Annotated in this window: 24 protein-coding genes; 7 read left to right on the top strand and 17 right to left on the bottom strand. The window is 68.0% G+C overall.

From position 1 onward, the window contains the following. The first annotated feature begins 39 nt into the window (after nucleotides 1-39). The gene (locus AC1DJH_RS20975; protein WP_478187027.1) at nucleotides 40-990 is read left to right on the top strand and encodes a LysR family transcriptional regulator; all 951 of its coding nucleotides are present in this window, start codon (nucleotides 40-42) and stop codon (nucleotides 988-990) included. Here AC1DJH_RS20975 and AC1DJH_RS20970 read toward each other — a convergent pair. The 7 genes from AC1DJH_RS20970 to AC1DJH_RS20940 form a co-directional block, all read right to left on the bottom strand. Beyond that, a complete protein-coding gene (locus AC1DJH_RS20970; RefSeq protein WP_478187026.1) occupies nucleotides 968-2218 on the bottom strand; it encodes an allantoate amidohydrolase in 1251 nt (416 codons plus the stop codon). The two genes, AC1DJH_RS20975 and AC1DJH_RS20970, sit on opposite strands and share 23 nt — an antisense overlap. A gap of 132 nt (nucleotides 2219-2350) precedes the next feature. Further along, nucleotides 2351-2605 carry a zinc ribbon domain-containing protein gene (locus AC1DJH_RS20965; protein WP_435482758.1) on the bottom strand — a complete coding sequence of 85 codons (255 nt, stop codon included), beginning with the start codon at nucleotides 2603-2605 and terminating at the stop codon, nucleotides 2351-2353. A gap of 13 nt (nucleotides 2606-2618) precedes the next feature. Further along, nucleotides 2619-4031 (bottom strand): dihydropyrimidinase, encoded by a 1413-nt coding sequence (gene hydA, locus AC1DJH_RS20960; RefSeq protein ID WP_478187025.1) that lies wholly within the window; start codon nucleotides 4029-4031, stop codon nucleotides 2619-2621. A gap of 32 nt (nucleotides 4032-4063) precedes the next feature. After that, entirely contained in the window at nucleotides 4064-4999 is a 936-nt protein-coding gene (locus tag AC1DJH_RS20955) for a dihydrodipicolinate synthase family protein (RefSeq protein ID WP_478187024.1), read from the bottom strand. 12 nt (nucleotides 5000-5011) lie between these two features. Then, a complete protein-coding gene (locus tag AC1DJH_RS20950; protein ID WP_478187023.1) occupies nucleotides 5012-6160 on the bottom strand; it encodes an NAD(P)/FAD-dependent oxidoreductase in 1149 nt (382 codons plus the stop codon). Continuing rightward, on the bottom strand, nucleotides 6157-7605 hold the full coding sequence (locus AC1DJH_RS20945; protein WP_478187022.1) for an FAD-dependent oxidoreductase: 1449 nt from the start codon (nucleotides 7603-7605) through the stop codon (nucleotides 6157-6159). The genes AC1DJH_RS20950 and AC1DJH_RS20945 overlap by 4 nt, the downstream gene beginning before the upstream one ends. Next, complete coding sequence (locus tag AC1DJH_RS20940; RefSeq protein ID WP_472117243.1) at nucleotides 7598-7924, bottom strand: (2Fe-2S)-binding protein; 327 nt, start codon at nucleotides 7922-7924, stop codon at nucleotides 7598-7600. Before AC1DJH_RS20940 ends, AC1DJH_RS20945 begins: the two co-directional genes overlap by 8 nt. A 206-nt stretch (nucleotides 7925-8130) precedes the next feature. On the opposite strand from AC1DJH_RS20940, the gene AC1DJH_RS20935 reads away from it, so the two are divergent. From AC1DJH_RS20935 to AC1DJH_RS20920, 4 genes are read left to right on the top strand one after another with little or no spacing between them, the layout of a single operon-like run. Beyond that, nucleotides 8131-8964, top strand: coding sequence for a transporter substrate-binding domain-containing protein (locus AC1DJH_RS20935; RefSeq protein WP_478187021.1), 834 nt, complete (start codon nucleotides 8131-8133; stop codon nucleotides 8962-8964). A gap of 15 nt (nucleotides 8965-8979) precedes the next feature. Further along, nucleotides 8980-9648, top strand: coding sequence for an amino acid ABC transporter permease (locus AC1DJH_RS20930; RefSeq protein WP_478187020.1), 669 nt, complete (start codon nucleotides 8980-8982; stop codon nucleotides 9646-9648). Next, complete coding sequence (locus AC1DJH_RS20925) at nucleotides 9648-10337, top strand: amino acid ABC transporter permease (RefSeq protein WP_435482750.1); 690 nt, start codon at nucleotides 9648-9650, stop codon at nucleotides 10335-10337. Before AC1DJH_RS20930 ends, AC1DJH_RS20925 begins: the two co-directional genes overlap by 1 nt. After that, nucleotides 10315-11052 carry an amino acid ABC transporter ATP-binding protein gene (locus tag AC1DJH_RS20920; RefSeq protein ID WP_435444926.1) on the top strand — a complete coding sequence of 246 codons (738 nt, stop codon included), beginning with the start codon at nucleotides 10315-10317 and terminating at the stop codon, nucleotides 11050-11052. Before AC1DJH_RS20925 ends, AC1DJH_RS20920 begins: the two co-directional genes overlap by 23 nt. Nucleotides 11053-11088: 36 nt before the next feature. On the opposite strand, the gene AC1DJH_RS20915 is transcribed toward AC1DJH_RS20920, so the two are convergent. Next, a complete protein-coding gene (locus AC1DJH_RS20915) occupies nucleotides 11089-11898 on the bottom strand; it encodes a GntR family transcriptional regulator (RefSeq protein WP_478187019.1) in 810 nt (269 codons plus the stop codon). Nucleotides 11899-12188: 290 nt separating this feature from the next. Here AC1DJH_RS20915 and groES point away from each other — a divergent pair, with 290 nt between their 5' ends. Beyond that, nucleotides 12189-12479, top strand: coding sequence for a co-chaperone GroES (groES, locus tag AC1DJH_RS20910; protein ID WP_093125512.1), 291 nt, complete (start codon nucleotides 12189-12191; stop codon nucleotides 12477-12479). A gap of 53 nt (nucleotides 12480-12532) precedes the next feature. Beyond that, nucleotides 12533-14185: a chaperonin GroEL gene (gene groL, locus AC1DJH_RS20905; protein WP_435441693.1), complete on the top strand. Its 1653-nt coding sequence runs from the start codon at nucleotides 12533-12535 to the stop codon at nucleotides 14183-14185. Between the two features lie 162 nt (nucleotides 14186-14347). Here the strand turns inward: groL and xylB are convergent, their stop codons facing one another. The 9 genes from xylB to AC1DJH_RS20860 all read right to left on the bottom strand — a co-directional run bounded on the left by xylB (nucleotide 14348) and on the right by AC1DJH_RS20860 (nucleotide 23638). Further along, nucleotides 14348-15817: a xylulokinase gene (gene xylB / locus AC1DJH_RS20900; RefSeq protein WP_478187018.1), complete on the bottom strand. Its 1470-nt coding sequence runs from the start codon at nucleotides 15815-15817 to the stop codon at nucleotides 14348-14350. An 18-nt stretch (nucleotides 15818-15835) separates the two neighbouring features. Further along, nucleotides 15836-16792, bottom strand: coding sequence for an AraC family transcriptional regulator (locus AC1DJH_RS20895; protein WP_435494138.1), 957 nt, complete (start codon nucleotides 16790-16792; stop codon nucleotides 15836-15838). Between the two features lie 11 nt (nucleotides 16793-16803). Beyond that, a complete protein-coding gene (locus AC1DJH_RS20890) occupies nucleotides 16804-17772 on the bottom strand; it encodes a carbohydrate kinase family protein (RefSeq protein ID WP_478187017.1) in 969 nt (322 codons plus the stop codon). A gap of 17 nt (nucleotides 17773-17789) precedes the next feature. Beyond that, nucleotides 17790-18461, bottom strand: a complete 672-nt coding sequence (locus AC1DJH_RS20885; protein ID WP_478187016.1) for a transaldolase family protein — start codon at nucleotides 18459-18461, stop codon at nucleotides 17790-17792. 23 nt (nucleotides 18462-18484) lie between these two features. Next, nucleotides 18485-19273 carry an L-iditol 2-dehydrogenase gene (locus tag AC1DJH_RS20880; protein ID WP_478187015.1) on the bottom strand — a complete coding sequence of 263 codons (789 nt, stop codon included), beginning with the start codon at nucleotides 19271-19273 and terminating at the stop codon, nucleotides 18485-18487. Next, entirely contained in the window at nucleotides 19270-20658 is a 1389-nt protein-coding gene (gene dalD / locus AC1DJH_RS20875; RefSeq protein ID WP_478187121.1) for a D-arabinitol 4-dehydrogenase, read from the bottom strand. Before dalD ends, AC1DJH_RS20880 begins: the two co-directional genes overlap by 4 nt. A gap of 79 nt (nucleotides 20659-20737) precedes the next feature. Further along, entirely contained in the window at nucleotides 20738-21778 is a 1041-nt protein-coding gene (locus AC1DJH_RS20870; RefSeq protein WP_478187014.1) for an ABC transporter ATP-binding protein, read from the bottom strand. 167 nt (nucleotides 21779-21945) lie between these two features. Then, nucleotides 21946-22770, bottom strand: coding sequence for a carbohydrate ABC transporter permease (locus AC1DJH_RS20865; protein WP_435441686.1), 825 nt, complete (start codon nucleotides 22768-22770; stop codon nucleotides 21946-21948). A 10-nt stretch (nucleotides 22771-22780) separates the two neighbouring features. Further along, nucleotides 22781-23638, bottom strand: a complete 858-nt coding sequence (locus AC1DJH_RS20860) for a carbohydrate ABC transporter permease (RefSeq protein ID WP_472117263.1) — start codon at nucleotides 23636-23638, stop codon at nucleotides 22781-22783. Nucleotides 23639-23759 lie beyond the last annotated feature (121 nt).

The following is a 23759-nucleotide window of genomic DNA, read 5'->3' as shown; positions in this document are numbered from 1 at the left end:
CTTGTAGTCGCGCATGCTTGAAAGAAGCCGTGCATCGTTATGCACCCCATAAAAAACAATTTGGCTTTGTCTATTAATTTCGAGCAATTGCGCACTTTTTCACTGGTGCTCGAATTAGGTAGCTTTTCAGCCGCCGCCGAACGGCTCGGCCTGACGCAGCCGGCGGTCAGCGTGCAGGTGAAGCAACTCGAAAGGCGCCTCGGCGTGCGCCTGATCGAACGGGTCGGCCGCAGGGTCGGCCCCACGCCCGCGGGCACCGACCTGATGGCGGAGTTGCCCCAGGTGGTGGCGGCGCTGTCCAACGCGATCAATGCCGCCACGTTCCATTCGGCGGGCGTGGCCGGCCGTGTGCGGCTCGGCACTGGCGGCACCAGCTGCCTCTATCTGCTGCCCCCGGCGCTGCGCGACCTGCGCGCGCGCTATCCGCTGCTCAACATCATCGTGAGCACGGGCAACACCGAGGGCTACGTGCGGCGCGTGGAAGACAACACGGTCGACGCCGCCGTGGTCACGCTGCCGGTCAGCTCGCGCGCGCTGGCCGTGACACCGATCCTTCGCGACGAGTTCGTGGCCATCTGCCAGCGCGGCAGCACCGAATGGCCGGCCGAAGTGACGGCGGCCATGCTCGGCTCGCTGCCGCTCGTCAAGTTCGTGTCGGAAGCCAGCACGCGCAGCCTCGTCGACGATTGGCTGCGGCGCGGCGGATGCACGTCGCCGCCGGTGATGGAGTTCGACAGCGTCGAGGCCATCAAGGCCATGGTGGCGGCAGGCCTGGGCGTGGCGATCCTGCCGAGGATGGCGGTCACGGGCCGTGGGCATCACCCCGAGCTCGACCTGCGAGCGCTGCACCCGCCACTGCACCGCACCCTGGCGCTGGTCACCCGCAACGACAAGCCGCTGAGCAAGGGCTTGCGACAGGTGATCGACGCCGTCGTCGCGGCGGGGCAGGCCTTCGAAGCGGCGGCGGTTAGCGTGCGTCCAGCAGCCTGAGCGTTTGCGCCAGCACCCGGGTGCCGGCGGCCACCTGCTCCTTGCTGGCCCACTCTTCCTGGCAGTGGCTGCGGCCGTTCAGGCAGGGGATGAAGATCATCCCCATCGGGCCCGTCGCCGCGACGTGCATCGCATCGTGGCCCGCGCCGCTTGGCAGCGCTCGGTGCGCCAGCGCCAGGCCGTCGGCGGCCTGGGCAACGGCCTGCATGACGACGTCGTCGCACCGCGTTGGCGGCGTGCGCGTGAGGGGTGCGGCGCTGCAGGCGACGCGCAGCCGCTGGAACTCGTCGCGGCACAGGGCCAGCACGCGCTCGGGGAAATCGTCGAGCACCGTCTGCGCATTGCTGCGCACCTCCAGCACCATGTCGACCCGGCCAGGCACGGCGTTGGGCACGTTGGGGCTCATCGAGAGGCGCCCGACCGTCGCCACCACGTAGTGCGGACTGCCGTCCATGGCGCAGGCCTCGCGGTGCACCGTGTCGATCAGCCGGGCCGCGCCGACGAGGGCGTCGCGGCGGATGTCCATCGGGGTGGTGCCGGCGTGGTCCGGTTGCCCGGTCACGGTGAACGCGACGCGGCGGATGCCCACGATGTCGGTGACCACGCCGATCGGCAGGCCCTCGCGCTCCAGCACCGGCCCCTGCTCGATGTGCAGCTCCACGAAGGCGGCGATGCCGCCGGGTCCGCGGGCCGCGCTGGCCAGGTCGTCGGGCCGTGCGCCGATGCGCCGCATGGCCTGCGCCAGGCTTTCGCCGGCCTCGTTGCAGGAAGCCAGCATGGCCGCGTCCAGCGTGCCGGCGAAAGCACGGCTTCCCACGCAGGAAATGCCGTAGTCGCTGGGCTCTTCCGAGAGAAAGTCGATCACTTCCAGCGGATGGCGCAGCAAGACGCCGCCCTCGTGGAGCGACTGCGCCACCTCCAGCCCCGCCAGCACGCCCAGGATGCCGTCGAAACGCCCACCGCCCACCACGGTGTCGCAATGCGACCCGGTGACGAGCGGCGCCCGCCCGGGTTCGGTGCCCTCGCAGCGCCCGGTCAGGTTGCCGGCGGCGTCGGTGCGCACGCTGAGCCCGGCCTGCTCGAACTGGCCGCGCAGCCAGTTCCTGGCTTCGTCGAATTCGGGCGAGAAGGCGCGGCGCGTCCAGGGAACGTCAGGGCGGGTGAAAGAGGCGAGGGTCTCGAGGCGCTGCCAGAGGCGATCGGCCTGGATGCGGAAGGTTGAAGGCATCCCCGCATGGTGACGTGCGCGGCGCGTTCCATGAAGCGGGAACGGGTAATGCAAGCCATAAAGCATTTTTTGCCCACCCTCGGACGGGCCCGTCGAAGAAACTTGACGACGCGTAAAAGACCGCCCGACGGTTCACGCGCTGGCAGGCGGACAGCAGGCGCACCCGCCACCCGGGCGCAGGCGCCGGTAGCCCGGCGCATCGCCGTGCGCTGCCGCGCGACCTGGACCTTCCTGGCTGCGCCGGGTGCCCAGCGAATGAGGCACGCTCAGTGCGCGGTCCGACGGCGCGCCGCACGCGGGGCACGGCGCCGGCCGGTCGAACAAGGCCATCGGCCGTCGCTCGACGAAGGGGCCGCAGCGCGCGCAGGCGTAGTCGTAGGTGGGCATGCCGCGTCGCCGGCTACCAGCCGCCCGATTCCCCGCGCGCCACATAGCGGCCGCTGCCGGCCTTGCCGAGCCATCGCTCGCCGTCGACGATGAGCTCGCCGCGCAACAGCACCTTCTTCACCTGCCCCGTCACGCCGTGGCCTTCGAACAGCGTGAAATCGCAGTTGCCGTGCTGCGTCTTCGCCGAGATGACGTGCTGCGCCTCCGGGTCGAAGATCACCAGGTCGGCATCGCTGCCGACGGCGATCGTGCCCTTTTGCGGAAACAGGCCGAACAGCTTCGACGGCGCCGTGGACACCAGCTCCACGAAGCGGTTCAGCGAGATGCGGCCCGCGCGCACGCCGCCGTCGTAGAGGGTCGGCATGCGCGTTTCCACGCCGGGCACGCCGTTGGGGATCTTCGAGAAATCGTTCTGGCCGTACGGCTTCTGGTTGATGCGCCCCAGGTGCCCTTCCTTCATGCAGAAGGGGCAATGGTCGGTCGAGACCAGTTGCAGGTCGTCGGTGCGCAGTGCGGTCCACAAGGCCTGCTGCGACGTCTTGGAGCGAAGGGGCGGGCTCATCACGTAGCGCGCCAGATCGAAGTCTTCGCTGTCGTAGGCACTGTCGTCGAAGAAAAGGTAGTGCGGGCAGGTCTCGGCGAACACCGGCACCCCCATGTCCCTCGCCTCGACCACGTGCTTGAGCGCCTCCCTGGCCGAGAGGTGCACGAAGTACACCGGCGCGTCGGCGAGCTCGGCCAGCTTGATGCCGCGGTGCGTGGCCTCGCCCTCCATGATCGCCGGGCGCGTGAGCGCGTGGTACTTGGGCGCGGTGTGGCCCTGGGCCAGCGCCTCCTTGATGAGCAGCTCGATGATGGTTCCGTTCTCGGCGTGCAGCGCGATCATGCCGCCGTGCTGCCCGACCATGCGCATCGCCTGGAAGATGGCCGCGTCGTCGACCATCACCGACCCCGGGTAGGCCATGAACATCTTGAAGCTGGAGACGCCTTCATGCCGGATCGCATGCTGCATGTCGGCCAGCACCTGCTCGTCCACCCCGGTCACGATGACGTGGAAGCCGTAGTCGATGCAGGCCCCGTCGGCGCCTTTGGCGCGGGCGCGTTCGATGGCCTCGAGCACGCTCACTCCCTTGCGCTGGAAGGCGAAGTCCACGATGGTGGTGGTGCCGCCGAAAGCGGCCGACCGCGTCCCCGACTCGAAGCTGTCGCAGGTGGTCGAGTCGCCGAAGGTGTTGTCCATGTGGGTGTGGCAATCCACGCCGCCCGGCAACACCAGCATGCCGGCGGCGTCGATGGCCTCGACGTCGGGCCCGACGTCGAGCGTGCGGCCGATGGCGACGATGCAGCCGTCGTCGATCAGCAGGTCGGCGGTGTAGTCGTCCACGGCCGTGACGATGCGGCCGTTGCGGATGATCTTGCGGGTCATGGGTGCGTTCTCCTGGGTCGGGTCGGTTCAGTTCATGCGGTCACGCCGGCTTCGGCCAGCGCACGCTCCAGGGCCGCCACCTCCTCGCGCGGCAACGGTCCCAGCGGCGCGCGCATGGCGTCGCTCGGAAAGCGGCCCAGCAGCTTCAGGCAGGCCTTCAGGCGCGCCGTCGCGTAGCCGCCGGGCGCCGTGCCGTAGATCGCCTTGGCGAGCGGATAGATGCGTTCGTTGAGGCGGCGCGCCGTCGCGAGATCGCCGCGCTTCATCGCAAGGTCGAGGTCGATCACCAGCTCGGGAACGACCGCGGCGAGGCTCACAAGGCTGCCTTCGCTGCCGACGGCGAAGCAGGTCAGCAGGTGCTCGTCGCCCGAGGCCATCATGGCGACGTGCGGCGCCACCCGCTTCACCAGCCGGCGGTTGGCCTCGTAGGCCGCGGCCTCCCAGCTGCCCTCCTTGACGCCTACCACATGCGGCAGCTGCACCAGCTCGGCCAGCACCTCGGGGCGATAGCCCAGGGTGCCCGCATTGACGCCGGCCTGGTAGAGCATCAGGGGCAGGCCCGCATTGGCGTTGGCGATCCGGTGGTGCGTCACGGCCATGCGCGCGTCCTGCGAGAGCGCCCACGAGAACGGCGGAAAGACCAGCACGGCGTCGGCCCCCGCGGCCTTCGCATCGTCGACGTGGCGCTGGGCCTCGAAACTGTCCTCGGCATTGATGCCGCACACCAGCAGCGAACGCGGGCCGCAGACCTCGAACGCGATCTCGGTCACACGGCGCTTCTCTTCGCGCGAGAGCGAGAAGTTCTCGCCGGCGTGGCCGTTGATCAGCAGGCCCTTCATGCCCGGCACGCGGGCGTTGGCTTCGAGATGACGCGCCAGCGTCGCTTCGTCGATGCGGCCGTCGTCGTGCAGCGGGCACAGGGTGGCGGCATAGATGCCGTGGAAAGCGTCGGGTTGTTCAGGAATCATGGCAACGGGTTGTCAAGCGCCGGGCATCGGCATGCCCAGCAGGCGGGCGGGATCGAAAAGAGGCAGGTCGGGTTGCTGCCCGAGGATGTGCTGGGCCATGATCCGGCCCATGAACGGGCCGCTGGTGTAGCCCGAATGGGCGCTGCCGACCACGTAGGCCTGCGGCACGCCGGGCACCTCGCCCACGATCGGCATGGCGTCGGCGGTCTCGGCCTCCAGGCCGAGCCAGATGCGCGCGATGCGGGCTTCGGCCAGGGCGGGCACGGCATAGGCGGCCAGGCGCATGTTGCCCACGAGGTTCTGCGCGCGAACCTCGACGCCCCCGCGCTCGCGGTCGCCCTCGCCCTGCCAGCCGCCGCCGATCAGCACGGTGCCGTTGGCGAACTGTTTGAGCGACAGCAGCCCGTTGGCCACACTGAGCACGGTGCGCATCACCGGCCGGATGCGCTCGGTCACGATGAGCTGGTTGACCAACACCTTGATGGGAATCCGCACGCCGAGCCAGGCCAGCATGTCCTCGATCCACACACCACCCGCGAGCACCACGCGCGCCGCCTGCAAGGGCGCTCGGCCCACCGCGCCGGCGAAGCGCACGCGGTGACCCGCATCGCCGGAATCGATGGCCTCGACGGGCGCGTTCTCGATCACCGCCACACCCGCGACAGTGAGCGCGTGGCGAAAGGCACGGCCCGTGAGGTAGGCGCTCGCGAAGCCGTCGATGTCGCAGTAGCCCGCCTTCAGCAGCCCGGGATGCACGCCGGGTTCGATCTCTCTCGCGCGCGCCGCCGAAATGACGTCGATGGGTGCCCCGTATTCGCGGCGCGCCCTGGCACGCAGGTCGACCAGCTCGCACTCGGCCTCGGTGAAGGCCAGCGTGAGGCCCGGCACGTGGGTGGCGAGCACGCCCATGCCCAGCCATTGCTCGGCATCCATCCACATCTGCCAGGCGCGCATGGCATAGGGCACCAGCGCGGCGCGCGTCATGTGCAGCGTCAGCGTGCCGGCGTTGACGCCGGACGCCTCGCGGCACAGGGGCCCGCGGTCGACCAGCGCGACCCGCATGCCGCCTCGCGCCAGATGCAGCGCGGTCGAGCAGCCCATGACACCGCCGCCGATCACGACCGCGTCGTAGGCCGAAGAGGAGCCTGCGCCGCGGCTCACAGTGGGGCCGCCTTCGGAATGGGGATGTCGGCGTAGGTGTAGTCGCCGGCCACCTCGGCGAGCGAGACCGGCCGCAACGGCGCCCGGCCAGTGAAGCACCCTGCGGCTTCGCGGCTGCCCACGTGGGCGGCGAGCAATGCCCCCGCGACGTCCCCGCAGGTGCGCCCCTGGCAGGGGCCCATGCCGCAGCGGGTCCAGGCCTTGAGCTGGTTCATGTCGCGCGCCCCGTCGCGCGCGGCGGCGTCGATCTCGCCGCGGGTCACGTCCTCGCAGCGGCAGACCACCGTGTCGGGCGCGATGCCCGCGAGGCTGCCGTCTCGCAAGGCCATCAGGCCCGCCATCGCGCGCCCGAAGCGCGCGGGCTTGCGCCACTGCGCGAGCAGGCGATCGCGCTCGCGCGCATGGGCCTCGGCGGTCAAGCGGCCCAGATCGTGGGCGCAGGCGACGGCCGCAAGCTCGCCATGGGCGCCGGCCGCAGCGGCACCGGCAATGCCCGCCCCGTCGCCGGCGACGTACAGGCCGGCGATGGAGGTACGGCCCTCGACGTCGGCGTGTGCGATCCAGCCGCCGCGCGCCGCGTCGTAGCGATGGCGCGCCCGCAGCAGCCGGGTCACGTCGGTACCCGGCACCAGGCCGTGCCCCACGGCGACAGCGTCCGCATCGAAAGCCACAGGCGCGATGCGCGCAAGAGGCGCACCGGTCGTGTCGACCTGCTGCGCGTGAATACGGAACCCGTCGCCGAGCGCCTCGACCGACGCAATGCCGTGCCGATAGAACATCGGCACCCCCGCCATGCGCAGGCGCGCCTGCCATTGCATGCCCTGCCACAGCAGATCGGGCCGGCCGGCCAGCGAAGGCAGGGTTCGCAGCCAGTCCGCGCGGCTGGCCAGGTCCAGCACCGCGGCGACCTCGCCGCCGGCCTTGAGGATGCCGGTCGCCACGGCCAGCAGCAGCGGACCGCTGCCGGCGACCACCGTGCGCCGGCCGGGCAGCATGTTCTGAGACTTGAGAAGGATGGTGGCCGCGGCCAGGCCGATCACCCCGGGCTCGGTCCACCCGGCGAAGGGCACGACGCGCTCGGTGGTGCCGGTCGCCACCAGCAGGGCGCGCGGCTGCCAGCTCGCCACGCCACCGGGGCCGATCAGGTCGGTGCGCAGGCTGCTGCCCACGTTCCATACCTTGTGGCCGAACAGGCAGCGCACGCCCGAGCGATGCAGTTCGGCGCGCAGGGCGTCGCCCTGCATGGCTTCGTGCGACGGCCGGACGCCGGCGGCCCGCATGAAGCCAGGCGGCAGCGCGCGCCACACCTGGCCGCCTGCGTCCGGGTTCTCGTCGACCAGCAGCACGTCCAGGCCGCAGGCTTGCGCGCGCAAGGCCGCGCGCGCACCGGCAGGACCGGCACCGATCACCAGCAAGTCGACGGGTGAAGGGAGCGCTTCAGCCAAGGCGCTGCTCCCGGAAGTCGAGCGATTCGATGGCCAGGCCTGCCACCACCGGCACCTGGCAGGCCGCCAGCTTGCGTTCGCCGACCCACACCAGGCATTCCTGGCAGGAGCCCATGAGGCAGAACATGCCACGCGGTGCGCCGTTGCGCGGGCTGCGCCGAAGTTCGCGCCGCCCCGCGGCAAGCAGCGCCGCCGCGACGCTTTCGCCTTCGAAGGCTTCGACCGGGTGGCCGTCGGCCGTGAAGCGCACCGCAGGCCCGCGCCGCACCGCCCGCTCGTCGCGCAGCGAGGGCATTGCAGAAGTTGAGCTTTTCGTCATGAAAGGAAGTGGCCGGATGAACAGGCAAACCCGAAGCGCAAGCTTGGACTGGACCGATGGAATTTTATTGTATACATTCAATATATAAATCTTATATTTTTTGCAGACAACGTGCCATCTGGCATTCGTCTTGCATCCGTCCACCCGGCAATCCGGAGCGCTTCGGCGCCTCTGGCTCAACCTTCAACCTCTAGGAGTTTTTCTCGATGAAGCAAACAAGGAACGCCGTCCGCCGCACCCTCCTGGTGGCCGGTTCGCTCGCGCTGGGGTCGGCGCTGATGGGCCTGCCGATGGCCAGCTCGGCCCGCACGCTCGATGAAATCGTGGCCAGCAAGAAGCTGGTGGTCGGCGTCAACCCGACCCTTCCGCCGCTGGGCATCTTCAACGACAAGAACGAGATCGACGGCTTCGACGTCGACATCGCGCGCAAGCTCGGCGAACTGCTGGGCGTCAAGACGGAGATCGTGCAGGTCGGCTCGCCCGACCGCATTCCCTTCGTGAGCAGCGGCAAGATCGATGCCGTGCTCGGCGCCATGACGATCACGCCCGAGCGCCAGAAGGTGATCGACTTCACCGTGCCCTTGCACACCGAGGTGCTGGGCGTGCTGACCACCAAGGCCAAGCCCTACAAGGACTGGATGGAGCTCAACGATCCGGCGGTCCGGCTGGTCGAGGTGCGCGGTGCCACGCCCGTGAAGCTGGTGCAGGAAAAGCTGCCCAAGGCGCAGTTGCTGCTGCTGGACAACTACCCCGACGCGGTGCGTGCCATTGCCCAGGGCCGGGCCGACGCGATGATCGACGTGATGGACTTCATGACCGAGCACACGGCCAAGCACAAGATCGACTGGCGCATCGTGGACGCCCCCATCGAGGTCTACTTCTGCGGCATCGGCGTGCAGAAGGGCAACGACGCGCTGCGCGAGAAGCTCACCGGCGCCATCAAGGAAATGCACAAGAGCGGCTACGTGGACGAACGCTGGAAGAAGTGGTTCGGCGGCCCGATGCTGCACGATCCGCGCACCGCACCGAGCTACAAGTAAGGCCGCAGGGGGCGCATGCAGTTCGACTATTCACCGGTGCTGGAGCGCCTGCCCTACCTGGTCGACGGCGCCTGGCTGAGCCTGCAGATCGCGTTCCTCGCGTTCGCGCTCGGCATGCTGCTCGGCCTGGGCGGTGCCTCGGTGCGCGCCTACGGCCCGCGGTGGGCGCGCCGCATCGTCGGCGCCTACGTGGTGTTCTTCACCAACACGCCGCAGCTCATCCAGATCTTCTTCATCTTCTTCGCGCTGCCCGACGCGGGCATCCTGCTGTCGCCCTACCAGGCCGTGCTGATCGGCATGACGCTCAATGCCGGTGCGTACCTGACCGAGATCCAGCGCGCGGGCTTCGAATCGGTGCGCCTGCCCGAGCTGGAGGCCGCCGAAACGCTGGGCTTCTCCCGCATCCAGACCATTCGCTACGTGATCCTGCCGCACATCGTGCGCGTGCTGTTTCCGCCGCTGTCCAACCAGTACATCCTGATGACCCTGGGCACCTCGATGGCGGCCATCTTCGGCGTCGAGGAACTCACCGGGCGGGCCTACAACATCAACGCCGAGACCTTCCGCTCGATCGAGGTGTTCTCCGTCGTGGCGGTGCTCTACCTCGTGATCACGCTGATCGCCACGCTGTCGCTGGCCTTCGTGGGCAAGCGCTTCTTCCGCGCCAAGATGAGGTGGTTCTGATGCTCGACCAGATCCTGCAGGAGCTGCCTCGCTTCTTCAGCTACTACAACCTGCTGTTCTTCGCGAAGGCGCTGGGCGTGACATTCGCGCTGTCCGCCATCGGCTGCATCGTCGGCTTCTCGCTGGGCTTCGTGCTGGCGGCGGTGCGGCTGGGCGACCGGCCCGCCGGCATGCCGCTGCGCGTTGCGGCCACGGCCTTCATCGAGCTGTTCAGGCGCATCCCGTTCCTGGTCACGCTGATGCTGGTGTTCTTCATCTTCCAGGGCCTGCACGCCGACCTCGCCATGTTCACGGTGGCCCTGATCAGCGTGTGCCTGATCGCCACCGCCTTCATTGCCGAGATCGTGCGCAGCGGGCTCGAGTCGGTGCACCGCAACCAGTGGGACGCGGCGGCGGCCATGAACTTCAGCTACCTGCAGACGCTGCGCCTGGTGATCGTGCCGCAGGCCTGGAAGATCATTCTTCCGCCGGTCTTCGGCTTCTTCGTGCTGTTCATCAAGGACACCGCGCTGGCCTCGCAGATCGGCGTCGTCGAGCTGGCCTTCGCCGGCAAGACGATGAACAACAAGGGCTTCTCGGCCACGCTGGTCTACGGCACGGTGCTGGCGCTTTATTTCATGCTGTCCTATCCGCTGGCCCGGTTCGGCAAATACCTGGAGAAAAAACTTGCCCCAACTCGAAATCGTTGACCTCAAGGCCAACTACGGCGCGCACACCGTACTCGAGCGCATCAACCTGTCGGTGGACAAGGGAGAGATCGTCAGTCTCATCGGGCCGTCGGGCTCGGGCAAGAGCACCTTGCTGCGCGTGCTCATGGGCCTGCTGCCGCCCATCGAGGGCCAGGTCCGCATCGACGGCCAGGCCCTGGACTACAACGACCGCGAGCAGCTTCGCCGCGTGCGCTCGCAGATGGCCATCGTGTTCCAGCAGTACAACCTGTTCCAGAACATGACGGTGCTCGACAACGTCACGGTCGCCCCCATCAAGGTCAAGGGACGCCCGCGCAAGCAGGTCGAGGACTATGCGGTCCAGCTGCTCGAGAAGGTGGGCATGGGGGCCAAGCTGAAGTCCTACCCCGACCAGCTGTCGGGCGGCCAGCAGCAGCGCGTGGCGATCGCGCGCGCGCTGGCGCTGCAGCCGGGCATCCTCCTGCTCGACGAGGTCACGGCCGCCCTCGACCCCGAGCTGGTCAACGAAGTGCTCGACACCGTGCGGCTGCTGGCCGCCGAGGGCATGACGATGTTCATCGTCTCGCACGAGATGGGCTTCGTGCGCGAGGTGTCGAGCAAGGTCGTCTTCATGGCCGACGGGCACGTGGTCGAGGTCGGCGACCCCCGGCAGATCTTCGACGCGCCCCGCGAGGCCCGCACCCGCGACTTTGTCGGCAAGATCCTGCGGCACTGAAAGGGTCGCGCACCGCGGGCAGGCTCGCCCGCACTGCTAGTGCGGCGGGAAGCCGGTGACCAGGCCGTTGCTGAGCCTGGAGAGCGTGTAGCGCGCCAGGTGGCGCAGGTGCGCAATGACGGCCTCTTCGGCCGCTTTCGCGTTGCCCGCGATGTAGGCGTCCAGGATGGCCAGGTGCTCGGCCCTGTCGTCCTCGATGCGGTTGAACGGGTCGACCACCTCGAACAGACGGCACAGCACGCGCAGGTGCGCGATCGTCTCGGCCAGCATGGCGTTGCCGGAGGCCCGCGCGAACAGGCCGTGGATCTCGTCGTCGGCGTGCCAGTGGCTCGAACCCTGCTGGCTCGAATCCAGAGACAGGATGTCGCTGCGCAGGCGCTGCACCAGTTCCGCGGGCACATGCCCCATGGCGAGCGACACGGCCTGCGACTCCAGCCGTTCGCGCACCTGCAGGCACTGGAAGTAATGCGACGCGGTGATGCGCCGCACCGCGTACGAGCGCGCATTGGCCCGCACCAGCAGGCCTTCGCCCTCGAGCCGGAGCAGGGCCTCGCGCAAGGGCGTTCGCGACATCTGCAGGCGCTCGGCCAGGCGCCCTTCGACCAGCACTTCGCCACCGGTCAACTCGCGCTGCAGAATGAGCCGCCTCACGACGGCGTAGGCCCGGTCGGTCAGATTCTTCGAGGCTTCGCCGGACGCGTCGGGCTCGGCGGACGCGTCGGCCCCGGTCCTGGCAACGCCCGGCCCGGGCTTGCGGGCACCCGAGGCCTTGACCGCTGCTGCGGTCTTGCCGGGCTTGCCGGGCTTGGCGCGCGGCGCCAGCTTGATCGGGGCTTGGGGTTTCATATGATTTGTCTACAAACTGTGTGCAATCGAACGATGCCACAGCATACGTCAGGCATCGCAGTGCCCGCGAGGCTGGTTCGGCCATGCGGAACCGACGCGTGCGGCAACGCGGAAACGGCCTTGAAATGCGGCGTCCCAATCCCCTGCCCTTGAAACGTCACCGAATGCCCTTATCATTAGCACTCACTGCCGACGAGTGCTAACAGCCACTTGCTGCCAGTCGAATGGGCACCCGGGCCCCGTCCGGTGTCCGACCACAAACCCGTTTCTTATCCATATCAGGAGATGCAATGAAACTTCGTCCTTTGGCCGATCGCGTGATCGTCAAGCGTGTTGACAGCGAAACCAAGACCGCCTCCGGCATCGTCATCCCCGACGCAGCCGCCGAAAAGCCCGATCAGGGCGAAGTCTTGGCCGTGGGCCCGGGCAAGCGCACCGACAAGGGCGAACTGACCGCACTGACCGTCAAGGTCGGCGACCGCGTCCTGTTCGGCAAGTACAGCGGCCAGACCGTCAAGGTCGACGGCGACGAACTGCTCGTGATGAAGGAAGACGACCTGTTCGCAGTCGTCGAGAAGTAAGCCTTCTCCCCTTCCGATTCATTCAAATCCAATCCATTCGGAGTTAATTCATCATGGCAGCAAAAGACGTAGTCTTCGGCGGAGAAGCCCGCGCACGCATGGTCGAGGGTGTGAACATCCTGGCCAACGCAGTCAAGGTCACCCTGGGCCCCAAGGGTCGCAACGTGGTGCTCGAACGCTCGTTCGGCGCCCCCACCGTGACCAAGGACGGTGTGTCCGTGGCCAAGGAAATCGAACTCAAGGACAAGCTCCAGAACATGGGCGCCCAGCTCGTGAAGGAAGTGGCCTCCAAGACTTCGGACAACGCCGGTGACGGCACCACCACCGCGACCGTGCTGGCACAAGCCATCGTTCGCGAAGGTTTCAAGCTGGTGGCTGCCGGCATGAACCCGATGGACCTGAAGCGCGGCATCGACAAGGCTGTCACGGCCCTGGTCGCCGAGCTGAAGAAGGCTTCCAAGCCCACCACCACCTCCAAGGAAATCGCGCAAGTCGGCTCCATTTCGGCCAACAGCGACGAAACCATCGGCAAGCTCATCGCTGACGCGATGGACAAGGTCGGCAAGGAAGGCGTGATCACCGTGGAAGACGGCAAGTCGCTGGACAGCGAACTCGACGTCGTCGAAGGCATGCAGTTCGACCGCGGCTACCTGTCGCCCTACTTCATCAACAACCCCGAGAAGCAATCGGCGCTGTTGGACAACCCCTTCGTGCTGCTGTTCGACAAGAAGATCAGCAACATCCGTGACCTGCTGCCGGTGCTGGAGCAAGTCGCCAAGGCTGGCCGTCCGCTGCTGATCATTGCCGAAGAAGTCGAAGGCGAAGCCCTGGCGACCCTGGTCGTGAACACGATCCGCGGCATCCTGAAGGTCGTGGCCGTCAAGGCGCCTGGCTTCGGCGACCGCCGCAAGGCCATGCTGGAAGACATCGCCATCCTGACGGGCGGCAAGGTCATCGCTGAAGAAGTGGGCCTGACGCTCGAAAAGGTGACGCTGGCCGACCTGGGTCAAGCCAAGCGCATCGAAGTGGGCAAGGAAAACACGATCATCATCGACGGCGCCGGCGCTGCTGGTGACATCGAAGCCCGCGTGAAGCAAGTGCGCGTTCAGATCGAAGAAGCGACCAGCGACTACGACCGTGAAAAGCTGCAAGAGCGCGTGGCCAAGCTGGCCGGCGGCGTTGCAGTGATCAAGGTCGGCGCTGCCACCGAAGTCGAAATGAAGGAAAAGAAGGCCCGCGTCGAAGATGCACTGCACGCCACCCGCGCTGCCGTGGAAGAAGGCGTCGTGGCTGGCGGCGGCGTGGCTCTGCTGCGTGCCAAGCAAGCGGTGGGCGACTCGGTCAAGGGCGACAACGCCGACCAGGAAGCCGGCATCAAGCTGGTGCTCAAGGCCATCGAAGCGCCCCTGCGCGAAATCGTGAACAACGCCGGCGGCGAAGCCTCGGTGGTGGTGAACGCGGTGTTGGCCGGCAAGGGCAACTACGGCTTCAACGCTGCGAACGACTCGTACGGCGACATGCTCGAACTGGGCATCCTGGACCCGACGAAGGTCACGCGTACCGCACTGCAGAACGCCGCCTCGGTGTCCTCGCTGCTGCTGACGACCGAAGCCATGATCGCTGACGCACCGAAGGAAGAATCGGGTGCCGGCGGCGGCATGCCTGACATGGGTGGCATGGGCGGCATGGGCGGCATGGGGATGTAATTTCGCTCGCCCCCAGGCTGCGCGGCACTTCGTGTCCGCTACGCCAACCCCCTACCGGGGGCAACACATGCGGCCCGGCAAAGCCGGTTCCGCGGTGTTTCGCGAAAGTAAAAAACCCGTCTTGCGACGGGTTTTTTTATGGGCGCTCGGTCTGTGCGTCGCTTATTCGAATTGATCCCGCAGCGCCGCATAGAGCGCCTGGAAGCGCGTACGCCGCACCTTGTGCGTCTCCACGCCTTCCGCCCCCGGAACCAGCTTCTGCTTCACCGGCGGCAGCGTGCACACCTGTGCGACGGCGCCGCCATCGGCCAGCCACGCCAGGCGCGCCGCGCCCAGCGCCCCGCCGGTCTCGCTGCCCGCATAGAGCGTGAGCGGTACCTGGAAGATGTCGGCCAGCAACTGGCCCCACCACACGCTGCGCGCACCGCCGCCCACCAGCGCCACTTCGCGCAGCGGCATGTCGGGCGGCAGACGCAGGGTGTCGAAGCCGTCGCGCAGGCCGAAGCTCACGCCCTCGACCACGGCATAGGCAATCTCCGCAGGACCGTGCGCATGCGTCAGCCCGAACAGCACGCCCTGTGCAGCGGGGTTGTTGTGCGGCGAACGCTCGCCAGACAGGTACGGCAGGAACAGCGGGCAGTGCACACGCTGCGACACCGGCACCGACGCCGCAGCCTCCAGCAGCGCCGCCTCGTCGGTGAACCTGAACGCCTTCGCCGCCCAGCTCACCGCGCTCGCGGCCGAGAGCATCACCGACATCTGGTGCCAGCGCTTCGGCAGCGCGTGGCAGAAGGCGTGCATGGCCTGCGCGGGGTTCGGCAGGAAGCGGTCGGTCGACACGAACACCACGCCCGACGTACCGAGCGACACGAAGCCCTGCCCCGGCTCCACCAGCCCCATGCCGACCGCGCTCGCGGCGTTGTCGCCCGCGCCGCCGGCGATCAGCACCGTGCCGCGGCCCACGCCCCACCGCGTTGCCAGCTCGGGCTTGAGCTGCGCCGACACCTCGCTGCCTTCGACCAGCCGCGGCATGTGTGCGCGCGTGAGCCCGGTGGCCGACAGCAACTCGTCGGACCAGTCGCGCGCGCCCACGTCCAGCCACAGCGTGCCAGCGGCGTCCGACATCTCGCTGACCGCCTCGCCGCTGAGCATGAAGCGCAGCCAGTCCTTCGGCAACAGCACGCGTGCAGTGCGCGCAAAGATTTCGGGCTCGTGTTCACGCACCCACATCAGCTTGGGCGCGGTGAAGCCCGGCATCGCCAGGTTGCCCGCGATCGCGCCCAGGCGCGGCACGGCGCGCGCAAGCGCCTCGCACTGCGCGCCGCTGCGCCCGTCGTTCCACAGGATGGCCGGGCGCAGCACCTCGCCCGCCGCGTCGAGCAGCGTGGCGCCGTGCATCTGTCCTGACAGGCCAATGGCGCGCACGGCAGACACCGCCTCGCCATGGGATGCCTTCAACGCCGCCATCACCTGCTCGAGCGCCTGCCCCCACTGCCGCGGCGCCTGCTCCGACCACAGCGGTTGCGGCCGCTCGACCGTGAGCGGCGCACGCGCCACGCCCACGATGCGGTGATCGTCGGCGAGCAGCAGCGCCTTGAGCTCGGACGTGCCGAGGTCGAGTCCCAGGTACAAGATGAACTCCCTGCAGTGCTAAGAAGAGACGCCGCTGCCGAAGCGCGTGTCGGCCTGTTTTCTGAATTCGCTCGGCGTCATGCCCTTGATTTCAAGGAAGCGCCGGTTGAAGTTGGCGACGTTGTTGAAGCCCACCTGGTAGCAGATGTCCGTCACGTAGTGGTCGGTCTGCATCAGCAGGTGGCAGGCGCTGTTGATGCGCACGCGGTTGACGAAGTCGGTGAAGCTGTTGCCGGTGGAGCGCCGGAAGAAGCGGCTGAAGCGGCTCTCGCTCATGCCCAGCTCGGCGGCCACGTCCGACATCGAGATCGACTCGGCCATGTTGTTGGTGATGCGGTTGACGATGCCGTTGATCTGGTCGACCTGCGCATCGCCGTCCGCGCCCTGCGCGCCCTGCATCTGCACGCTCGACAGCAGCCGGTAGTCGGTGCACTCCGCCAGATCGGCCAGGAATTCGCAGAAGCGCCCCAGGCGCCGCACGCCGCGCGCGGCCTTGATATGGTCCCAGTGCACCTGCGCCTGCGCAGACATGCCGAAGAACTCGATGCCGTGGCGCGCGCGCTCGAGCAGCTGCATCACCTCGCGCAACTCGGGAATCTCGCTGGCCGCGCGCTCGATGGGCTCGTGGCGAAACTGGATCACGCGGTCGCGCCCCGCGGCGCCGCCTTCGGGCACGTCGAGCGAGATCCAGTTGTGCGGCAGCCGCGGCCCGCACAGCACCAGGTGCCCGGGCTGGAACGGCCCGATCCAGTCGCCGATGAAGGCCTTGCCCGAGGTCTCGGTGATCAGGTGCAGCTCGTAGTCTTCATGGAAGTGCCATCGCACCAGCGGACTGGGAAAGCCGTGCGCCAGGCAGCGCACCAGGCCGGTTTCTTCGGGCGCCTCGTAGCCCAGCGAGGGAGAGCGCGCAAAGTCGCGCTCCAGCTCGGGCTGGCGCTGGCGGGGAATCGAACGCTTGCGTGTGGACGTCGTCATGGCAGCACGGTTCAGGACCGGGAAGCAGCACCGGTATTTTGTGCCTCCGCGAGCGCGGTGTGAACTGCTGCGAGCGTGGGCGGGTCGGCACCCTCGCGGGCGCAGTTGAGCGCGGCGGCGGTGGCGGCGAAGCGCATCACCTCGCGCCAGGCCTCGTCGCCCAGTTCGCCGAGCTGCCCCGGCTGCTCGACGCCGTGGGCGAGCAGCGAGACCGACAACCCGGCCGTGAAGGTGTCTCCCGCGCCGATGGTGTCGACCACCTGCACGCGCGGCGCGGCCACGGCCATGGGCGCATGCCCCGTGCGCCAGAGCGTTGCGCCGTGCCCGCCGCGCGTGACGATCACGGCACGCGCCCCGGCTTTCAGGATGTCTGCGGCCAGGGCGTCGACCGGTTGCCCGGGCGCGAGCAGCTCGGCATCTTCGTCGCTGAGCTTGACGAGGTCGGCCAACGCGAACCAGCCGGTCACGCGTGCTCGGTAGCCGACCATGTCCGCAATCAGGCTGGGCCGCACGTTGGGGTCGAACACGATCACGCAGCGCCCCTTGTTCGCCGTGATCAGGTCGGTGATGCGCATGGCGGCCGGCTGCTGGAGCAGCGAAATCGAGCCGAAATGCATGAATCGGCAGTCCGCCGGCAGCTGCGGCAGCGGCTCGGGCGCCCAGGTGGCGTCGGCGCTGCCCTGCGTGTAGAACGCATAGCGGTTGGTCTGCGGCGTGCGCTCGACGAAGGCCAGCGTGGAAGGCGCATTGCTGCGCAGCACGAAACTCGTGTCCACGCCGTTGCTCCGCAGGAAACCCATCAGTCGCTCGCCGAACAGGTCGGTCGACAGCTGCGTGAAGAAGCCTGTCGGCTGCCCGAGCCGGGCGCAGGCCACCGCCGTGTTGAGCGGCGAGCCGCCCTCGTGCCCCAGGAAGGCCAGGGTGCCCGCCTCGCTGGCGGTGAAATCGATGAGGGCTTCGCCCGTGAGTGCTATGCGCATGGTGTCTGGATTCTCGATCAGGGCAAGGCGCTCGCATCGGCCAGGAAGCCGCGTTCGGCGGCCAGCGTGGCGGAATGGTCGAGCAGTTCGGCAAAGAGACGCGGCGGAATGGTGATGGCCCCCACGCCGAGCCCCAGCAACGAAAGATACGCCCCGCGCGAGCGAATGCTGGCCACCAGCAGCCGCGTGCCGGACTGAGGCCGCTGCGCGACCAGCGACTGCATCTGCGCAATCAGCGCCAGCCCGTCGACGCCGGCGTCTTCGAGACGCCCGAGGTACGGCGCCGCGTAGGCCGCGCCCAGTTGCGCCGCAAAGTGCGCCTGCTCGGGCGCATACACGGCCGTCCAGGTGACGGGCACGCCCTGCGCAATGAGCCGCGCGCCGGCATCCAGGCCCTGGCGCGTGGCGGGTATCTTGATGACGAGCTGGCCGCGATCGAAATGCGACAGCAAGGCGCGCGCGTCTTCGAGCATGCCGTCGACCTCGCTGGAATACACCTGGGCCTGCACCTGGCGTGCGCCCAATTCGATGCAGCGCTTCAGCAACCCCGGCAAGGCAGCACGGCCGACGCCTGCACGAAGCAGCAGGGTCGGGTTGGTGGTCACGCCGTGCACCACCGGGTGCGGCAGGCAGGCCTGCAGTTCGCTCAGGTCGGCGCTGTCGAGGTACAGGTGGAAGTCTTCATTCATGGCTCGGGTCGCATACAGGAGGATCAGCTCATGACGTTGCCGCCATCGACATTGAGCGTCTGCGCCGTGATGTAGCGCGCCTCGTCGCTGGCAAGGAACACCGCCGCGCCGGCAATGTCACTCGGCGAGCCCATGCGCCCGAGCGGCACCGCCAGTCCGACCTGCCGCTTCTTCTCCCCAGGCTGCAGTCCTTCGGCCTTGGCGAACAGGCTGTCGACGTGGTCCCACATCGGCGTGTCGACCACCCCCGGCGAAATGCCGTTCACGCGAATGCCGTGCGGCGCCATGGCCAGCGCGGCGCTCTGCGTGTAGCTGATGACGGCCGCCTTGGTCGCGCAGTAGTGCGACACCAGCGCCTCGCCGCGCCGCCCCGCCTGCGAGGCCATGTTGATGACCGAGGCACCCTGCGTGCCGGCCTCGACCATGTGGCGCAACACCGCCTGCATCACGAAGAACATGCCCTTCACGTTGACGGCGAAGAGCCGGTCGAACGAGGCCTCGTCGCTGTCCAGCAGCGGCGCCAGGTCGAACACCGCCGCGTTGTTGAACAGCGTGTGGATCGGCCCGAACGCCACCTGCGCCCCGGCCAGCATGTGCGTGATGGTCTGCGTGTCGGTGACGTCGGCGGCAATGTACGCCAGGCTGTCCGGGTGGCGCTGCTGGAGTTCGCGCACCGCGTCGGGTGCGGCGGTCGCGCGGTCGATCACGCTGCAGCGCGCGCCTTCGGCAATGCACGCCTCGGCCACGGCCAGGCCGATGCCGCCGCCCGCGCCGGTCAGCAGAACATGACGGTCTTGAAGGCGTGGGGTCATGGCTGGCTTTCGGTCTGGATGAAACGCGCAACGCGCTCGCTGGCGCGGCGCACGGCATCGATCAGGCGGGCATCGGCGGCAAGGGGACCCCACAGCCCCGCGTCCGAGCACAGCGCGACGACCGGATCGGCCGCGTCGCAGATTGCGTGCGCCACCGCTTCGTCCATGCCCTGGTCCTGGTAGGCATAGGGCAGCGTGCCCTTGTGCCAGCGCTGCAGGAACGCCAGGAACAACGCGGGCAGCATCGCCACGCTGTCGATGCCGTGGCCGGCCGCCAGGCGCTCGCGCACCGTCGGCGCAATGAAGCCCGGGATCTTCGAGAAGCCGTCCGCCGCCACGCGCTGGTTGGTGTCGCGGATGGCGGGGTTGCCGAAGCGGTCGAGCACCACGTCGCGGTAGGCCGCGAGGTCGATCGGGCTCGGGGTCAGGCAGGGAATGACGTCGTCGGTAACGTAGTCGAACGCCATCTTCCGGATCGCCGCATCGTGCGTGCCTTCATGAATGAAGCCCAGCCCCACCAGCGTGCCCGCCCAGGCGATGCAGCTGTGCGTGGCGTTGAGGATGCGGATCTTGGCCTCTTCGTACGGCTGCACCGATGCCACCAGCTCCGCGCCCACGCGACCCCAATCGGGCCGGCCGGCCGCGAAGTCGTCTTCGACGACCCACTGGATGAAACTTTCGCCGGTGATGGCGGCGGCATCGTCGCGGCCCGTGGCGGCCTTCACGCGTGCGCGCAGCTCGGGGGGCGGGCGCGGCGTGATGCGGTCGACCATCGCGTTCGGGCAGCGCGTGTTCGCGTTCACCCAGGCCAGCAGGCCAGTGTCGCCCGCGAGCGCAATGAACTCCAGCAGGCCCGCGCGGAAGCGCTCGCCGTTGTGGCGCAGGTTGTCGCAGTTCAGCAGCGTGACGGCGCCCGCGTTCGCTTCCTTGCGCGCACGCAGGATGGCGCACAGCGCGCCGTAGATGGTCACGTTGTCGCCGCCGGTCTCGCCGCGGCGCGCGCGCGCTACATCGGCCGCGAGCTCGCCGAACGACAGGTCCAGCTCGCCTTTGTCGTCGAGGTAGTAGCCGGCTTCGGTGACGGTGAACGACACGATGCGCGTGGAAGGCGTCGCGCCGCGCGCGATCACGCTGGCCAGCGAGCGCTCCCAGGGCAGCACCTCGCGGATGGCCTCGATCTCTTCATAGCGGTACTCGCCCGCCGGCGACACCGTTTCGAGCGTGTAGCGGCCGCCCTGCGCCTGCAGCGCCGCGACGATGTCGGCCATGTCCGGCCGGATGTTGGCGCCCGACAGCGACCAGCGGGTGTCGCCCGCGTCGATCAGCCGCTGCAGGTACACCGCCTGGTGCGCGCGATGGAACGAGCCCAGGCCGAGATGAAGCACCGTGAACTCCGTGGGAGCCGGTGGAATGTGCGCGATGGTCACGGCAATGTCCGTTGAAATGGCGTTGAAGGAATCGGGCTCACGCGCTGACCGAACGGCCTTCGCGGTTGAACAGATGGAGCACGGAGGGGTCGAGCTCGACCGCCACGTCGTCGCCGGCCTGCAACGGCGTGCGGTCGTTCTGGCGGGCGACGAGCGGCACGCCCCCCACGTCGACGTGAATCAGCGTGTCGGCGCCGAGCGCCTCGATGAGCTCGACGCGGCCCTGCACGTCGGACACCGGCGCGCCCTGCCTCGCGTGCACGCGCAGGCCTTCGGGGCGCACGCCCAGGAAGCCGTCCGCGGGCAGCCTGCCGCCGGTGGCGGCCGAGAAGCTGGGAATGGCATTGGCGGCCACCATGTTCATCGACGGCATGCCGATGAACTGCGCCACAAACTGGTTGGCCGGGCGGTCGTACAGCGCCAGCGGCGTACCGACCTGCTCGATGAGCCCGTCCCTGAGCACCACCACGCGGTCGGCCAGCGTCATGGCCTCGACCTGGTCGTGCGTCACGTAGATGGTGGTCGCGCCCAGCGCGCGGTGCAGCTTGTGGATTTCCACACGCGTGTTGCCGCGCAGCGCCGCGTCGAGGTTGGACAGCGGCTCGTCGAATAGGAACACCTTAGGCGCGCGCACGATGGCGCGGCCGATGGCCACGCGCTGGCGCTGGCCGCCCGACAGGTCCTTGGGCGTGCGGTCGAGGTATTGCGTGAGGTTGAGGGTGGTGGCCGCATGCTCTACCTTGGTCTTGATCTCGCTCTTGGAAACGCCCGCGAGCTTGAGTGCGAACGACATGTTGTCGTACACGCTCATGTGCGGATAGAGCGCGTAGCTCTGGAACACCATCGCCAGGTCGCGCTTGCCCGACGGTGCCCAGGTGATGTCCTTGCCGTCGAGCATCAGGCTGCCGCTGGTGATGGGCTCGAGCCCGGCAATCAGCCGCAGCAGCGTCGACTTGCCGCAGCCCGAAGGCCCGACGAAGACGATGAACTCGCCCTTCTGGATCTGCAGGTCCACACCCTTGATGATGTCGACTTCGCCGAAGCTCTTCTTGATGTTCTTGAGTTCGAGGTAGGCCATTCACAACTCCTTGATTGCTTGTGGGCAGGCTGCCGAAGCACCTGCACGGGTCGAAAGCGCGCAGCGAAATGCGGGAGCTGCCGCGGAACCGGCTTTGCCGGGCCGCTGGCAGCGCCCCCTTGAGGGGGTTGGCGAAGCGACACGAAGTGCGCGAAGACGGGGGGTGTTCATTTCACGGCGCCGAAGGTCAGGCCTTGCACCAGTTGTTTCTGGCTGAACCAGCCGAACACCACGATGGGCGCGATGGCCATCAGCGAGGCGGCCGACAACTTGGCCCAGAACAGGCCCTCCGGGCTGGAGTACGAGGCGATGAGCGTGGCCAGCGTGCCCGCCTTGGCCGAGGTGAGGTTGAGCGCCCAGAAGGCCTCGTTCCAGCTCAGCACCAGGCACAGCAGGCCGGTCGATGCGAGCCCGCCCACCGACAGCGGCAGCACCACGTGGCGGAACTCCGTCCACAGGCTTGCGCCGTCCATGCGCGCGGCTTCCAGAATTTCGTTCGGAATGTCCTTGTAGGCGCTGTAGAGCATCCACACCATGATCGGCAGGTTCGACAGCGTGAACACGATGGTCAGCGCGGTGAGCGAGTCCAGCATGCCCGCGGTCTGCGCGAGCACGTAGATCGGCACCAGCGCGCCCACGGCCGGCATCATCTTGGTGGAGAGCATCCACATCAGAATGTCGCGCGTTCGCTTCGTGCGGAAGAACGCCATCGAGTACGCCGCAGGCGCCGCGATCAGCAGGCCCAGGATGGTCGAGCCCAGGCTGGTGATGAGCGAGTTGCGCGCGTACAGCAGGTAGTCGCTGCGGCGCTGCACTTCGCCGAAGTTGTCCAGCGTGGGCTCGAAGATGAAGAGCGGCGGCACATGGATGGCCTGCAGCTCGGTCTTGAACGCCGTGAGGAACAGCCAGCCGAGCGGAAAGAACAAGAGCAGCGCCACAGCCCACGCACCGACGGTGCGCAGCAGCTGGGGAAGGAAGTTGCTGGGTTGCATGATCGTTCCTTCAGTCGAGGTTCTTGCCGATGATTCGGATGAGAAACACCGCCACGATGTTCGCCAGCACCACCGCGAACAGCGCACCGGCCGAAGCCACGCCCACGTCGAAATTCATCAGCGACTGCTTGAAGATCAGGTAGGTCATGTTCGTGCTCTCGTTGCCCGGGCCGCCGTTGGTGGTGATGGCGATCTCGGCGAACACGCTGAGCAGGAAGATCATCTCGATCATGATCACCACGGCCATCGGGCGGGCGAGGTGCGGAATCGTGAGATAGAAGAAGCGCTGGAACGAGCTCGCGCCGTCCATGCGCGCGGCCTCCATCTGCTCGCGGTCCAGCGACTGCAGCGAGGTGATGAAGATCAGGCAGGCGAAGGGCAGCCACTGCCAGGCCACCATGACGATCACCGAGAACAGCGGCACGTCGGTGAGCCAGTCCACCGGCGCGGCGCCGAAGAAGCGCCACAGGTCGGCCAGCACGCCGTAGATGGGGTTCATCATCATGTGCTTCCACAGCAGCGCGTTCACCGCGGGCATGACGAAGAACGGCGAGATGAGCAGCACGCGCACGATGCCGCGGCCCGGAAACGGCTCGTTCACCAGCAGCGCGAGCAGCACGCCGAACACCACCGTGATGACGATCACGCTGCCGATCAGCAGCAGCGTGTTCCACGTGGCCGGCCAGAAGTCGGGGTCGGTGACGAAGTAGTGAAAGTTCTCGAGGCCCGCGAACGTGCGTTCGCCGGGCTGCATGAGGTTGTAGTTGACGAACGAGAAGTACAACGTCATCAGCAGCGGCACGATCATCCAGAGGAAGAGCGTGAGCACCGCGGGCGCCATGAGGGCGCGGGGCAGGAGTCTTTTCATTGTGTGTTCCTCGCTGGGGCTGTGGCCCCCTCTCCCGCAAGCGGGAGAGGGTTGGGGTGAGGGCAAGCGACGCCGGCGATGGGCGTGCTGCTGCCCCCTCACCCTGGCCCTCTCCCCGAGG

It is taken from the genome of Variovorax sp. 10N412, assembly GCF_056394985.1.
This window is presented reverse-complemented; position numbering and strand designations above follow the sequence as displayed.